This is a genomic window from Streptomyces sp. BBFR2 (assembly GCF_044497305.1).
In the GTDB taxonomy this organism is placed as follows: Bacteria; Actinomycetota; Actinomycetes; order Streptomycetales; family Streptomycetaceae; genus Streptomyces.
Genome location: NZ_CP172415.1, coordinates 3,067,846 through 3,081,463, shown reverse-complemented (window position 1 = coordinate 3,081,463; position 13,618 = coordinate 3,067,846). Strand labels below are relative to the sequence as shown.

The window sequence follows — 13,618 nt, the reverse complement described above, 5'->3', positions numbered from 1 at the left end:
GCCGCGCCGGGCGGTAGCCGTGCGCCGGGCGGCGGCCCGTCCTGCGGCACGGCGTGCGACGGCTCCTCGCCGGCCACCTCGCCCTCGCCCTGCCACCTCGCCCACCCCCGACATCACCCCCGCCGCCGAACGCCTCCTCGCCGCCAACCTCACCGAGCTGACCCGTGCGGACACCAAGGCGGCGGTGTTGCTGGGGTTTCTCGGGGCGGTGCTCGGGGCGTTCGTGACGGTGACGCGGGAGGTGCCGGGCGGGCATGCGGGCGGGGGCGGTGCGGCGGGGTGGTGGAGTGCGGTCGGGACCGCGCTGCTGGCCGTCGGGTGTTTCGTGGGTGCGCTCGCGCCCCGGCGGCGTAAGGGGCGGGCGGACGGGGACGCCGGGCCGGGCTACTTCGAGCAGGTGGCGGGGTTGAGCGGGGAGCGGCTGGCGGCGGCCTTCGCGCGGGCGGCCCGGGACCCCGCCGCCCCCGCGCTGGCCGCCCTGCGGCGCACCAGCGAGATCGTCCGGGCCAAGTACCGCTGGATCGAGACGGGCACGGTGCTGCTGCTCGTCGCCCTCCCGCAGTTCGCGGCGGCGGCCCGGCCGTGGTGAGCGGGCGCCAGGGACAGGCCGTGGTGACGGGGCGAGCGGGGCGGGCCGGCCCCCGGGACGGGCGGGCCGGGCCCCGGGACGGCGCACGCGACCGCGCCGCAGCGAACGGGACGGCGCACGCGACCGCGCCGCAGCGAACGGGACGGCGCACCCGACCGCCACGCAGCGAACGGAACGGCCCACGCCACGGCGCCCCCGTGAGCCGGACGGACCGGCCGTGGCGACGCGCCGGACGGACCGGCCGTGGCGACGCGCCGGACGGGCCGGGTCAGGCGCCCCGCTCCGCCTCGGGCGCCGCCTTCTCCGCGGGGCCCTCCGCCCGGGGGCCGGGCTCGGCCCCGGGCGCGGCGGCGGGCCGCAGGCGCCGTAGGGTGACCGCGCTGACCAGGGCCGACGCGATCAGGGCGAGGCAGTAGCAGGTGACGCCGGGCCAGGCGGCGGCGGAGTAGGCGACGCCGCCGACCGTGCCGCCGACGGCGCTGCCCATGTAGTAGAAGAAGAGGTAGACGGCGGCGCCCTGCGCGCCCAGGGCGGTGGCCCGGCCGCCGACCCAGCCGCTGGCGACCGAGTGCGCGGCGAAGAACCCGATGGTGAAGACCACCAGACCCGGCACGACCGCGCCGAGTCGCGGTACGAGCATCACCACCAGCCCCACGACGGTGATCAGCAGCGCCGGGACCAGCACCCGCGGGCGCCCGAACCGGTCGACGAGCCGGCCTGCCGCCGCCGACGAGAACGACCCCGCCGCGTACGCCGTGAAGAGCAGTCCGGCGGCGGTCTGGGAGAGGTGGAACGGCGCCGCGATCAGGCGGAAGCCCAGGTAGTTGTAGACGGTGACGAACGCGGCCATCGCGACGAAGCCGATCAGGTACAGCCGCAGCAGCCCGCTGTCCGGCAGCGCCCGCCCGATCCCGGCGGCCAGCGCCCGCGGCTTCGGCTCACGGCGTACGAAGCGGACCGACGCCGGGATGGTCAGCCGGAACAGCACCGCGCACACGGCGGCGGCCGCCCCGACCGCGCCGATCGCCCACCGCCAGCTACCGGTCACCTCCAGCACCCCGTCGGCGACGAGCCGTCCCGCCATCCCGCCGATGCCGTTGCCCGCGACGTAGAGCCCCATCGCCTGGCCCAGCGACCCGCGGTCCACCTCCTCGGCGAGGTACGACATCGCGGTGGCCTGGAGCCCCGCGAGGGAGAGCCCCTGGAGGACCCGGATCACCAGCAGCGCCGGGTACGTCGGCGCGAAGGCCGCCGCGATCCCCAGGAGCGCGGCGCAGCTCAGCGCGAGCGTCATCATCCCCGTCCGGCTCCAGGCGTCGGACAGGGCCGTCAGCGGCACCACGGCCAGCGCCATCGCCGCGGTCGAGACCGAGACGGTCAGCGACGACGCGGCGGGCGTCAGACGCAGATCGAAGGAGAGCGCGGGCAGCAGCGCCTGGACGCAGTAGAGCGTCATGAACGTGGTCAGCCCGGCCGCGAAGAGCGCCCCGGTGGCCCGCCGGAAACCGGGCGTGCCTCGGACATGGGCGGCGGGTATCGCGGCTGCGTCGGTCACCCGGCGACGGTAGGCACGGGCCGAATGATGCGTCCAATGCATGGATCGGCGAGATATGTTCCGAATATGGAACGAATGAGCGAACGAGGCTTGCCCGAAGGGAAGGAACTGGCGGAGCCGCGGGCCACCGGCCCGCTGGCGGCCATCTGCCCGGACCTCGTGCGGTTCGTGGCCGTCGCCCGGCTGGAGCATCTCTCGGCCGCCGCCGACGAGTTGGACGCGCCGCAGTCGACGGTCAGCCGGGGGATCGCCCGGCTGGAGGCGGCCGTCGGCACGCCGCTCTTCGACCGGGAGGGGCGCGGGCTGCGGCTGACCCGGCACGGCCGGGCGTTCCTCGCGCGGGTGCGGCGCGGTCTCGCGGAGATCGCCACCGGCTGCGAGGAACTGCGGCTGGCGACCGAGGTGCCCGGCACCGTCGCCCTCGGCTTCCTGCCCGCGCTCGGCACCGCGCCCGTACCGCTGCTGGTCAGTTGGTTCCGGGAGCGGCATCCGCAGGCCCGCTTCCAACTGGTGCAGGACAACGCCGAGGGGCTGCTGGCCCGGCTGCGCGCCGGGGAGGTCGATCTCTGCCTGACGTCACCGCTGCCCGACGAGGCGGGCATCACCACCGTGCCGGTCGCCCGCGAACCGCTCCGGCTGGTCGTCCCCGCCGGACATCGCCTCGCCGGGCGCGCCCGGGTCCGGCTCACCGACGCCGCCGACGAGGACTTCGTCATGGCCACCTCGGGCTACGGCCTGCGCCGCCTCGTCAACGGCCTCTGCGCGGACGCCGGTTTCACGCCCCGGGTGGCGTTCGAGGGCGCCGAGATCGCCACCATCCGCGGGTTCGTCGCCGCGGGCCTGGGCGTCGCCGTCCTGCCGCCGTCCCCGGTGGCCGTCCCCGGTCTCGTCGACCTCCCGATGGACGAACCCGCGGCCCACCGCACCGTGGGCCTGACCCGCGTGACGGCCCGCACCCCGACCCCCGCCGTCGCGGACTTCATCGCCCTGCTGGAGTCACGGGCGCAGGAGTGCTTCGGGGCGGGGGTGGGGGTGGCGGGCTGAGGGGCGACACGTCAGCCCGTGCCTCTCCGGGCGCTTCCCCGGCGGAGCGTCCGGCCTCGCCACCGGCCATGCCCTGCCCGAGGCGGCGTCCGGCGTCACCATCGCCCCCGTCGAGAACGGCGACCGCATCCGTATCGGCACCCCCAACCGCCCGATCGAAATCCTCGCCAACAATATCGAATAAAAGTCCCGCAGAATTTCCTTGGGCAGCGCTCATGCTCTCAAGCATTACGATCGTAAGGTCTCCCGGCGCGGTGTGCGGGGTGGGAAATCCGAGTTGAGGCCGAAGCGCATGTGGAGACCCTCGTGGCGACGGAAGCCTCTCGTTATTATTGCGAGCGTGGTGCATTCTGTCCGGAATTCGCGGCGCGTGAGGATATCGAGGTCACCGCATCAACTCGTAATTCACTCCACCGGGTTAAAAGCCTGTGCTTTTGGCGCGCCGGCGAATGGTCGACGGCGGCAGGGGTATAGAGCCGGATGAGTACGATGCGCAGCGTTTGACGTCGACATTCCATCCGGTAACAGATTTCTTTCTCGGGGATGCACCGGTCCGGTCGCACGTAATTCTTTCAGGCGCCTCCGGTGTGCTGCTCTTCTCCGGCCTCTGCTCCCCCACGCCACATGCGGGAATGCTGCCCGGGTGCCCCGCGCACCCCCGGCGCCCGCCCGAAGGAGGAAATATGGCCACACCTGTCGATCGGAACTCTTCTCTTCTCGTTTTCTTCGAGGAGCCGCTTCACCCGGGCGTACACACCAAGATCATCGTCTACTGGTCGAGGCCGGCGGGCGGCGGAGAGGTCGAATACCGCAGTGATGTCGTCATCGGTGATGCGAGCACCTGGCACAGGCTCACGCCTATTGCCGGAGATTGCTATTGGGTAGGGGATTTCGCGGTGCCCCCGCATGCCTCCTCACGCGAGGCGGAACTGACACTCAGGAAGAAAACGGATTGCGAATGTGTCACCGCCACGACCTCCATCACCGTCAAAGATCCCCCGCGCGGGGTGCCGGGACGCCGCGGCGAGAAAGGTGACACCGGACCGCGTGGCGAAAAAGGAGATAAGGGGGACGAGGGCTTGCGGGGCGAGAAAGGCGACCGGGGTGATCCCGGACCTCGCGGAGAGAAGGGCGACCAAGGGGAAAGGGGGAGCAAGGGAGACAAAGGAGAGAGAGGAGATCCCGGCCGGGACGGTGAGAAAGGAGAGCGGGGAGACAAGGGCGACCCGGGGAAACGGGGCCGGAAAGGCGACAAGGGCGACCGGGGCGAGCCGGGCCCCAAAGGCGACAGGGGCGACAAAGGCGAAGACGGTGAGGCCGGCCCCCGGGGCGAGCCGGGTACCCAAGGCGAGCGGGGTGACCCCGGAGATCCCGGCAGGGACGGTGAAGCGGGTGAGCGGGGCGACGCGGGAGAGCCCGGTCCCCGAGGCGAGCGGGGCGACCCCGGCCCCAAGGGTGACCCCGGCCCGCGCGGCCACAAAGGCGAAAAGGGGGACAAGGGCGATTCCCTGGATCCCGGATCCGTCGAGGAGATGGTCTGCGCCGTCATCAAGCGCATGTTGAGCGGAATGGAATGCCCGTGAAGCGCGGGGCAGGTGCCGAACCGCCTCAAGCGGTCCCGCGTCCCTCGCGACTCTCGCTCAAGGTGAACGGGCCCGCGAGCCCGCTGTGTTCCTCGCGCGCGTTCGGCACGATCCGGATCTCCGCGTTCCTCGGCAGGAGCGTCACCCCTCCACCTCCTCGATGGCCTGCTCCGTCCACACCGTTTTGCCGGTGGGGCCGTAGCGGCTGCCCCAGCGGGTGGTGAGCTGGGCGACGAGGAAGAGGCCGCGGCCGCCCTCGTCGGTGTCGCGGGCCTGGCGGAGGCGGGGCTGGCTGTTGGAGGAGTCGGTGACCTCGCAGACCAGGACCTGGTCGCGGACGAGGCGGACGCCGATCGGGCCGCGGGCGTAGCGCAGGGCGTTGGTGACCAGTTCGCTGATGACCAGTTCGGTGCTGAAGACGAGGGCGTCCAGGCCCCACTCCGTCAGTTGCTCGGTGACCAGCTCCCGGGCGAGCGCCACGGCGGTGGGGCGGGCGGGGAACTGCCAGGCGGCCAGGGACGTCGTGGGGATCGCGCGGGTGCGGGCGAGCAGCAGGGTGATGTCGTCGGGGCGGTGCGGGGCCGAGCGGACCGGTGCGACGAGTTCCTGCCCGATGGCGTCCAGGGAGCGTCCGGGGCCCGCCGCCTGGGCCAGCCGCCGCAGGACCGCGGCCTCCGCGTCCTCGGCGGGCGCCCCGGCGCCGCCGCGCTCCGCCTCGATCAGCCCGTTGGTGTACAGCGCCAGGACGCTGCCGGGCGGGATCTCCACCTCCGTCACCTCGAACGGCATCCCGCCGACGCCCAGCCCGGGGCCCGGCACCACCTCGATGAACCGGGCCGTGCCGTCCGGATGCACCACCGCCGGCCGCAGATGTCCGGCGCTCGCCACCCGGCACCGGCGGTCCACCGGGTCGTACACCGCGTACAGGCACGACGCGCCCATCGTGTCCGGGTGCTCGGCCTCCTCCGCCATCCGGTGCACCAGGTCATCCAGCCGGGTCAGCAGTTCGTCCGGGCCCAGGTCGAGGTCGGAGAGGGTCTGCACGGCGGTGCGCAGCCGGGCCATGGTCGCGGTCGCGGACAGGCCGTGGCCGATGACGTCGCCGACGACCAGCGCGGTCCGCAGCGACGACAGCGGGACCGCGTCGAACCAGTCGCCGCCCACCCCGGCGTCGCCCTCCGCCGACAGGTAGATGCCCGCGGTCTCCGCCGCCGCCGTGGAGCGGGAGACCGGCGGCAGCAGACTGTTCTGGAGCATCACCGCCATCCGGTGCTCGCGGGTGTAGCGGCGGGCGTTGTCCATGCCGAGCGCGACGCGGGTGACGATCTCCTGGAGCAGCTTGGCGTCCTGCCCGTCGAACGGCGCGCGCTGCCGGGCGCGGTAGACCTGTACGTAGCCGAGGACCAGTCCGCGCGCGACCAGCGCCGCCCCGATCGACGCGCTCAGCCCCGCCGGCACCATCCGGGCCGCCGCCGGATCGTCGCCGAGGAACGCCGCATAGGTGTCCGGGTCGTTGACGACCAGCACCCGGCCCTGTTCCAGATCGCGGAAGCCCGGCCGGTCGGGGATGTCCGGCAGCAGCTCACCCGCCTGGATCAGCTCCGCCGGCCACGGGCCGTGCGCGTGTTTGACGGCCAGCCGCCGGAAGTCGCCGTGCACCCCCTCGACGCTGCGCGGCGGCTCGCCCCCGCGCAGCGTCGCCTCGGCGATCTCCACCGACGCCAGATCGCCCATCGACGGCACCAGCAGATCGACGAGGTCCTGCGCGGTGCGCTCCACCTCCAGGCTGCCGCTGATGGAACGCGTCGCCCGGTAGACGAGATCGAGACGGCGCACGGAGCGGTACCGCTCGGTGACGTCGACGAGGGAGGCCAGCGCACCGTCGGGGCGGCCCCGCAGGTCGTGCAGTGGCGCGGCGGTCAGCGAGTACACCAGGTCCTTCCGCCCGGGCGTCTCGGAGCGCAGTACGCCCGACGCGTCGACCACCGGCTCGCCGCTCTCCATCACGGCCCGCAGCAGCTCCCCGCCGGTGCGGCCGTCCTCCAGGCCCGGCATCGCGCACAGCGGGTCGTGGCCGTCGGCGGTGAGCCGCCCGGCCCGGCCGACCGCCGGGCTGGCCCGCCGGATCCGCAGGTCGGGATCGTGCAGGGTCAGTTGCCACAGGTCCTGGGCGAGCAGCGCCCGGCCCACCGCCGTCTCGTCGTTCCACGCCGCGAGCGCCGCCGCGGGCAGCCCCAGGGCGAGCACCCCCGTACCGGCCAGCGGCAGCAGCCGCACCCATACGGGCACGGGGTGCCCGTCGCGGTGGCGCAGCGGGAGGACCCGGCCGCCGGGGGCACCGGACGGTTCCCCCGTACGGGGGACGGGCGCGGCGGTGCGCGGCATGACCAGCGCGCGGGCGGGCGTGCCGACCACCGCGTCCGGCTCATGGCCCAGCAACTGCGCGGCACCCCGCGTCCAGTGCGTGACCAGGCCGTTCTCGTCGATCACGACCGCGACGACACCGTTCATCGGCGCCGGCGGCTCCGGTCGTGGCACGGCCATGGGAAGACTCCGTACGTCGAACGGACCGATCACCTCAGTGTGCCCCCCTCCCACCGATCGAACGAGTGCTGGCGGCCGGTCGGGCACGGGAGGGGGAGGGGAGGGCCGGGGTGTGTGGTCCGGTGGTCCGGTGGTTGTGGTGGCTCGGTGGTCGCCGCGGTCCGTGGCCCGTGGCCCGTGGTCCGTGGCCGGTGGCTGTGGCGTGGCTGTCGTCCGTCGTGCGCGTCGTGGCCCGCCGTCCGTCGGCCTCCATGGGTGCGTACGGTCCGGGCGCTTCCCGGCGCGTACGGTCCGCCCCGTCCCCGGCGTGTACGGTCCGGGCGCGCGCTCCGGCCGTCGTCCGCCCGCCCCTGGCGCGTGCCGCCAGGCCGGTGGCGGCCCGCGCCTGCGGGGCCCGTCCGTGGACGCCCTGTCACCGGCTGCTGGCACCGGCAGCCCGGCCCGGGGCCGGGCGTTCCGTCGTTCCGTCGTTCCGCCGTTCCGGCCCCCCGTCCGGCGCCGCCCGGCACAATGGCCGCCGTGCTGCACGTACGAGTGATCACTCCGGCCGACCGCGCCGACGAGGTGGTGCGGATCGTCACCGCCTGTCCGGCCGCCACCCATCTGGTCCGGTTGCCGGGCGCCGCCTGTGTGCCGCCCGGCGACTACCTCGAATTCGACGTGGCCCGGGAGGGCGCCGACGCCGTTCTCGCGGAGTTGCGGGGGCTCGGTCTTCAGGAGCGGGGCGCACTCACCGTCGAGCGGCTCGATCTGACCGTCTCGGCCGCGGCGGACCGTGCCGAGGCCGCCGCGCCGGGCGACCCGGACGACGCCGTCGTCTGGTCCGAACTGACCGCCCGCACGGCTGCCGAATCCCGTCTGACCTGGGCGTTCCTCGCGTTCCTCATTCTGGCCACGCAGATCGCGGCGATCGGCGCGCTGCTCGATCAGCCGGTGCTCATCGTCGGAGCGATGGTGCTGGGGCCGGAGTTCGGGCCGGTCGCGGCGCTCTGCTTCGCGGCGCTGCGCCGCGATGTACGGCAGGCCGGGGTGGCGGTGCGGACGCTCGCCGTCGGCTTCGGCGCGGCCATCGCGGTCACGTTCGCCTGTGCGGCGGTCAGCCGGCTGCTGGGCTGGATCAGCCCGGACATGCTCGGGGCCCGGCCGCTGACCGGCTTCATCATCCACCCCGACCACTGGTCGTTCATCGTGGCGGTGCTCGCCGGGGCCGCCGGGATCCTGTCGATGACGGCCGGGAAGTCGTCCGCCCTGGTCGGCGTCTTCATCTCGGTCACCACCGTCCCGGCGGCCGGGAACATCGCCGTCGCCCTCGCCCTCGGCCACTGGGGCGAGGTCGGCGCGTCCTTCGTCCAACTCGGCCTCAACCTCGCCGGCATGCTGCTCGCCGGCACCCTCACCCTCGCCGTCCAACGCGCCCTCTGGTCCCGCTACGGCCTCCGCCTCGACCCGGCCCGCGCGGCGGGAATCCGGCAACGGGGGTGAGGGGCGGGGCCCGCCCCCGGACCGCGCGCCGGGCCGGGCCCCTGACGGCGCCGGACAGCTCTCCGGGCCGGGCCTTGTCCCCCCTCCCGCGGAAGCCCCATTCCCGCGGAAGCCCACGCCCTCGGGAGCCGTCCGGCCCGGTGGAAGCCACCAGCCCCGGTCACCCGCACCGGCCCGCCGCACCGGCCCGGCCCCGACCGCACCCGCACCCCGACCCCGACCGCACCCGCCCCCCGACCGCACCCCGGCCCCGACCACACCCCGGCCCCGACCGCACCCCGGCCCGGCCCCCGACCGGGCCCCGGCCCCTCGCCCCGCTGCTCCATCCGCCGCCCCCGGCCACCGCCTCGCCCGCGCCGCCACCGCCGAGGGCGTGCCGCTGCCTACTCTCGGCCCGTGGCCACCGTGACCGGACTGTTCAAGCGACTGCTCCTCGGGCGGGCCCGGCGCAGTGAGGAGCTGGGCGAGACGCTGCTGCCCAAGCGGCTCGCGCTGCCGGTCTTCGCCTCCGACCCGCTGTCGTCGGTCGCGTACGCCACGCAGGAGATCCTGCTCGTCCTCACCCTCGGCGGGCTCGCCTATCTGCACGTCACGCCGTGGCTGGCCGCCGCCGTCGTCGGTCTGCTGACGGTGGTCGTCCTCTCGTACCGGCAGGTGGTGTACGCCTATCCGAGCGGCGGCGGCTCGTACGAGGTGGTCTCCACCAACCTGGGGCCGTCGGCGGGGCTGGTGGTGGCGGCGTCGCTGCTGGTCGACTACGTGATGACGGTGGCGGTCTCGGTCGCCTCGGGGGTCGACAACGTCCTCTCGGCGCTGCCCGCGCTCGCCGGGCACCGGGTGCTGCTCGCCCTGTGCTTCGTGGCGCTGCTGACCGCCGCCAACCTGCGGGGCGTCCGCGAGTCCGGCCGCGCCTTCGCCGCTCCGACCTACCTCTTCGTCGCCGCCGTGCTGATCATGGTGGGGACGGGGCTGATCCGGTACCTGATGGGGGACGCGCCGGTCGCCGAGAGCGCCCGCTACGGCATCACACCCACCCCGGGCTCGGACCGGCTGACCGGGCTCGCCCTCGTCATGCTGGTGCTGCGCGCGTTCTCGTCCGGCTGCACCGCGCTGACCGGCGTCGAGGCGATCTCCAACGGCGTCCCGGCGTTCCGGCGGCCCAAGCCGAGGAACGCGGCGGCCACACTGGCGGCGATGGGCGCCATCGCGGTGGTGATGTTCGCCGGGGTCACCACCCTCGCGCTCGTCGCGAAGGTCCACATCACACAGGACCCCTGCCGGCTGACCGGACTCGCGGACTGCGCCGGGTACCACCAGCGCACCGTCATCGCCCAGCTCGCCGCGTCGGTCTTCGGCGGGCCGGGCTCCGCCGGCTTCTTCGTCGTGCAGGCGGCCACCGCGCTGGTCCTGATCCTCGCCGCCAACACCGCGTTCAACGGCTTCCCGCTGCTCGCCTCGATCCTGGCGCAGGACCGCTATCTGCCGCGCCAACTGCACAGCCGCGGCGACCGGCTGGTGTACTCCAACGGCATCCTCGTGCTGGCGGTCGTCGCCGCGGCGCTGCTCTTCGGCTTCGAGGCGGACGTCACCAGCCTCATCCACCTCTACATCCTCGGGGTGTTCACCTCCTTCACGCTCTCCCAGACCGGCATGGTCCGGCACTGGAACCGCGCCCTGCGCACCGACCCGGATCCGGCGCTGCGCGGCCGCCGGCACCTGGCACGCGCGGTCAACGCCGCCGGGGCGCTCGTCACCGGTCTGGTGCTGGTCATCGTGCTGGCGACGAAGTTCCTCGAAGGCGCCTGGCTCGCCGTCCTCGCCGCGGTGGTGCTGTGGCTGACGATGCGCGCCATCCGCCGCCACTACGACGCCGTCGCCGCGGAGCTGACCGTCACCGATCCGCGCGCCGACCTCACCCCGCCGTCACGGGTGCTGGCGCTCGTCCTCGTCTCCACCGTCCACAAGCCGACGCTGCGCGCCGTCGCCTACGCCCGCGCCTTCCACCCCGACCGGCTCCAGGCCCTCACCGTCGACGTGGACCGCGCCGCCACCGCCCGCCTGGAGGAGCAGTGGCGCCGCCTCGACGTGGACGTCCCGCTGACCGTCGTCGACTCGCCGTACCGGGAGATCACCGGGCCGGTCGTCGAGTACGTCCGCCACATCCGCCGCACCAGCCCCCGCGACGTCGTCGGTGTCTTCATCCCCGAGTACGTGGTGGGCCACTGGTGGGAGAACCTGCTGCACAACCAGACCGCGCTGTGGCTCAAGAGCCGGCTGCTGTTCACGCCCGGCGTGATGGTGACGTCCGTGCCCTGGCAGCTCACGTCCTCGGCGCACGCCCGCCCCGCCGTCCGGGGCGCGGGCGCGGTCCGCCGCGGAGCACCCGCCCTCGGGCAGGGCGCCCTCCACCCGCCCCGCGACGCCGGCCCGGGGGCGCCGCCCTAAGCGCGGCCGCTTCCCGCGAGCAGCGTCCGCGCGGTCCGCTCCTCGGCGCGTTCGGTCAGCTGCCGCAGCGCCGTCGCGCCGCACAGCAGGGCGCCGGACGCCTGCGCGGTGCGGGCGCCGGTGGCGAAGAGGTGCCACAGCGCCGGGTTGGCGAGCAGCACCCGGGGGTCGAGGACCAGCCGCCGCCCGGTGTCGTCGCGCAGCACCAGCCGCTGCGCGATCCCCTCGGACCAGCGCACCGACACCAGCCGGTCGGTGCGGACGGTCCGCCGCCGCAGCGGCCCGCGGGCGCTCAGCCAGCCCTGGCCCGCGGTCACCCGCGGCGGCAGCAGCAGCGCGAACAGCGTCACCGCCAGCGCCGCCCACAGCCCGCCGCGCAGCGGATCCAGGCTCCCGGCGGCGCCGTCCAGAGCGGTCAGCGCCGCCAGCAGCCCCGCCCCGCCCAGCACGGCCTCCCGGCACGCGGCGGGCCAGTCCTCATCGGTCGCGGTGCGCTCCGGACGCCGTACGGTGCCGGTCGCCGTGCGCACGGCGGCGCGTGTGCCACGTCGTTCCATACCGCCGACGCTAGGCCCGCCCCCGCCCGCCGGACGGCCCGTTGACACGGCGCTGACGGGACGGGGGCGCACCTTGACGGACCCCATACGGGCCCCGTACGGGACCGCCGCATGCCCGGCGGCGCACCGCCGGGTTCACCCTGAGGCGAGCGTCACCTCGGCGTCGATGAACCTCGTCAGTTCGTGGAACGGAGTGGAGCGCTCCGGCTCCTGGCTGCGGATGAACCGCTTCTCCGCGCGCAGGTAGCCGGAGAAGAACTCGAGCCGCTTCGCGAGGGAGAGTTCGAGGGGGGAGAGGTCCTCCAGGGTCTCGTCGACGAGAAGGATCTGGCCGTCCATCCCGAGGATTTTCAGCATGTAGTCCGTGAGTTCGCCGACAGTGGATTCGGTCCGTCCGCTCACGTGGTAGACGCTCCGGCGCGGCGCCGCCATCTCGGCCCCCACGATCGCGCGGAAGTCCTCCACGAGGTGATCCACCGGGATGAACGAGATGGTGGTGTCCCGGTCCGCCGCGAAGCGGACGGGCCCGCCGCAGCCGTCGAGCTCGCTCTGGAACCTGCGCAACGTGGTCAGGTAGCCGTAGAGGCCCGTGTAACTTCCGCTCGGCCGGTGGTCGTGGGACGTCCCCATGACCACCGAAGGACGAAGGATCAGAGTCCTCAGCCCCTCGGACCCGGCCACGAGGTGCTCCGCCGCGCACTTGCTCTCCTCGTACGCGTTGTTGAAGGCAGGGGGCCGGTGCAGCGCCTCCGGAAGGTCACCGTGCAAGGTGCCGCAGGTGTACGCGGTGGATACGTACACGAAGAGGTCCGCGCCCAGGCTCTTCGCCAGTTCCAGCGCGTGCCGGGTGCCTTCGACGTTGGTTTCGAACACGCTCGCCCGTTTCTCCTGCTGCCACTGCAGCGAAGCCGCTATGTGCCAGAAGACGAGCGGTCCGTCGCCGCGGGGGACGGCGGTGGCGGCGACCCCGCACAGCGGTTCGGTGAGCTCGGACTCCACCACGGTCAGGGGCCGCTGCCCGTCGGCGGAGCGGTGCCCGGCGACCGCCAACGCCGCGTGGACGCGTTCGGCGGCGGAACGCTCCGCGGTGCCGCGGGCCAGCGCGTAGACGCTGCCGGTCGTGTCGTCGGAGAGGAGGTCGGACAGCAGGTGGCTGCCGACGAATCCGGTCGTACCGGTCAGAACATGGTCGGTCATGTCGGGTCCCGTCCGATTGCTGGGGCGAAGTCTGCGAGGGCGGTCGGCCAGGCAGTGCCGTGGACGGCCATTCGCCGATGGGGAAAGCGTCCTGATCGTGCCGGACCCGAAGCCGTGAACCGGTTGTCCTTCCGGAGATCAACCTTGCGGGCGATCCGCTTCCCGCCAGCGAAGATCGCCGCTCCTGCGCGTAAAACGACCCATTTCTGAAGACCGGCGGAAAACGGCGCTTCGCGCCCGCGCCCCGCACGCCTCTACGGAACCGGCCGAAGTGGCGTACGGGACGCGTCAAGAGCGGGCCCGGGGCCGTAAGGGACCCGTCAACGGGATCGGCGAGATGGCCGAAAAGAGGTTTCGTCGAGGGGTCCACGCGGCCGGGTGGAAGCGCCCGGCCGTTCCGTTTTGCCCTTCTTCCAGGAGTTCACGATGGCCGACGTGGCCTTCGTCGTCACCACGCTCGCGGTCTTCGCGCTGGTGGCCGTCATCGCCAAGGGGGTGGCGAAGCTGTGAGCGCCCAGAGCATTGAGAACGTGATCGGGCTGCTCGTGGCCGTCGCCCTCCTCGGCTATCTCGTCCTCGCCCTCATCAAGCCGGAGAGGTTCTGACGGTGAACTCCCTCGCT

General features: G+C 73.7%; 10 protein-coding genes and 1 pseudogene. 7 read left to right on the top strand and 4 right to left on the bottom strand.

Going from position 1 to position 13,618, the window contains the following annotated elements; translation table 11 throughout:
- Nucleotides 1–19 precede the first annotated feature (19 nt).
- Nucleotides 20–589 (top strand): Pycsar system effector family protein, encoded by a 570-nt coding sequence (locus ACGH2B_RS11930; protein ID WP_399087820.1) that lies wholly within the window; start codon nt 20–22, stop codon nt 587–589.
- Nucleotides 590–857: 268 nt separating this feature from the next.
- Here the strand turns inward: ACGH2B_RS11930 and ACGH2B_RS11925 are convergent, their stop codons facing one another.
- The gene (locus ACGH2B_RS11925) at nt 858–2,144 is read right to left on the bottom strand and encodes an MFS transporter (protein ID WP_399087818.1); all 1,287 of its coding nucleotides are present in this window, start codon (nt 2,142–2,144) and stop codon (nt 858–860) included.
- A 75-nt stretch (nt 2,145–2,219) separates the two neighbouring features.
- Here ACGH2B_RS11925 and ACGH2B_RS11920 point away from each other — a divergent pair, with 75 nt between their 5' ends.
- The 3 genes and pseudogenes from ACGH2B_RS11920 to ACGH2B_RS11910 all read left to right on the top strand — a co-directional run bounded on the left by ACGH2B_RS11920 (nt 2,220) and on the right by ACGH2B_RS11910 (nt 4,771).
- A complete protein-coding gene (locus ACGH2B_RS11920; RefSeq protein ID WP_399087816.1) occupies nt 2,220–3,188 on the top strand; it encodes a LysR family transcriptional regulator in 969 nt (322 codons plus the stop codon).
- A gap of 37 nt (nt 3,189–3,225) precedes the next feature.
- Nucleotides 3,226–3,372, top strand: a pseudogene (locus tag ACGH2B_RS11915) (dihydroxy-acid dehydratase); the annotation flags it as partial.
- 499 nt (nt 3,373–3,871) lie between these two features.
- Nucleotides 3,872–4,771, top strand: a complete 900-nt coding sequence (locus ACGH2B_RS11910; protein WP_399087814.1) for a hypothetical protein — start codon at nt 3,872–3,874, stop codon at nt 4,769–4,771.
- A gap of 141 nt (nt 4,772–4,912) precedes the next feature.
- On the opposite strand, the gene ACGH2B_RS11905 is transcribed toward ACGH2B_RS11910, so the two are convergent.
- The gene (locus ACGH2B_RS11905; protein ID WP_399087813.1) at nt 4,913–7,315 is read right to left on the bottom strand and encodes a SpoIIE family protein phosphatase; all 2,403 of its coding nucleotides are present in this window, start codon (nt 7,313–7,315) and stop codon (nt 4,913–4,915) included.
- Between the two features lie 519 nt (nt 7,316–7,834).
- Here ACGH2B_RS11905 and ACGH2B_RS11900 point away from each other — a divergent pair.
- A complete protein-coding gene (locus ACGH2B_RS11900) occupies nt 7,835–8,797 on the top strand; it encodes a DUF389 domain-containing protein (RefSeq protein ID WP_399087811.1) in 963 nt (320 codons plus the stop codon).
- Between the two features lie 396 nt (nt 8,798–9,193).
- Nucleotides 9,194–11,242: an APC family permease gene (locus tag ACGH2B_RS11895; protein ID WP_399087809.1), complete on the top strand. Its 2,049-nt coding sequence runs from the start codon at nt 9,194–9,196 to the stop codon at nt 11,240–11,242.
- Here the strand turns inward: ACGH2B_RS11895 and ACGH2B_RS11890 are convergent.
- Together ACGH2B_RS11890 and ACGH2B_RS11885 are read right to left on the bottom strand one after the other, a co-directional pair.
- A complete protein-coding gene (locus tag ACGH2B_RS11890) occupies nt 11,239–11,799 on the bottom strand; it encodes a hypothetical protein (RefSeq protein WP_399087807.1) in 561 nt (186 codons plus the stop codon). The genes ACGH2B_RS11895 and ACGH2B_RS11890 overlap by 4 nt on opposite strands.
- A 135-nt stretch (nt 11,800–11,934) precedes the next feature.
- Complete coding sequence (locus ACGH2B_RS11885; RefSeq protein WP_399087806.1) at nt 11,935–12,996, bottom strand: SDR family oxidoreductase; 1,062 nt, start codon at nt 12,994–12,996, stop codon at nt 11,935–11,937.
- A gap of 506 nt (nt 12,997–13,502) precedes the next feature.
- On the opposite strand from ACGH2B_RS11885, the gene kdpF reads away from it, so the two are divergent.
- Nucleotides 13,503–13,601, top strand: coding sequence for a K(+)-transporting ATPase subunit F (gene kdpF, locus ACGH2B_RS11880; RefSeq protein ID WP_030285908.1), 99 nt, complete (start codon nt 13,503–13,505; stop codon nt 13,599–13,601).
- Nucleotides 13,602–13,618 lie beyond the last annotated feature (17 nt).

Coding starts and splice junctions, on each gene's coding strand:
- ACGH2B_RS11920 (WP_399087816.1), top strand. CDS start 2,220: ATGAGCGAACGAGGCTTGCCCGAAGGGAAGGAACTGGCGGAGCCGCGG.
- ACGH2B_RS11910 (WP_399087814.1), top strand. CDS start 3,872: ATGGCCACACCTGTCGATCGGAACTCTTCTCTTCTCGTTTTCTTCGAG.
- ACGH2B_RS11905 (WP_399087813.1), bottom strand. CDS start 7,315: ATGGCCGTGCCACGACCGGAGCCGCCGGCGCCGATGAACGGTGTCGTC.
- ACGH2B_RS11890 (WP_399087807.1), bottom strand. CDS start 11,799: ATGGAACGACGTGGCACACGCGCCGCCGTGCGCACGGCGACCGGCACC.
- ACGH2B_RS11885 (WP_399087806.1), bottom strand. CDS start 12,996: ATGACCGACCATGTTCTGACCGGTACGACCGGATTCGTCGGCAGCCAC.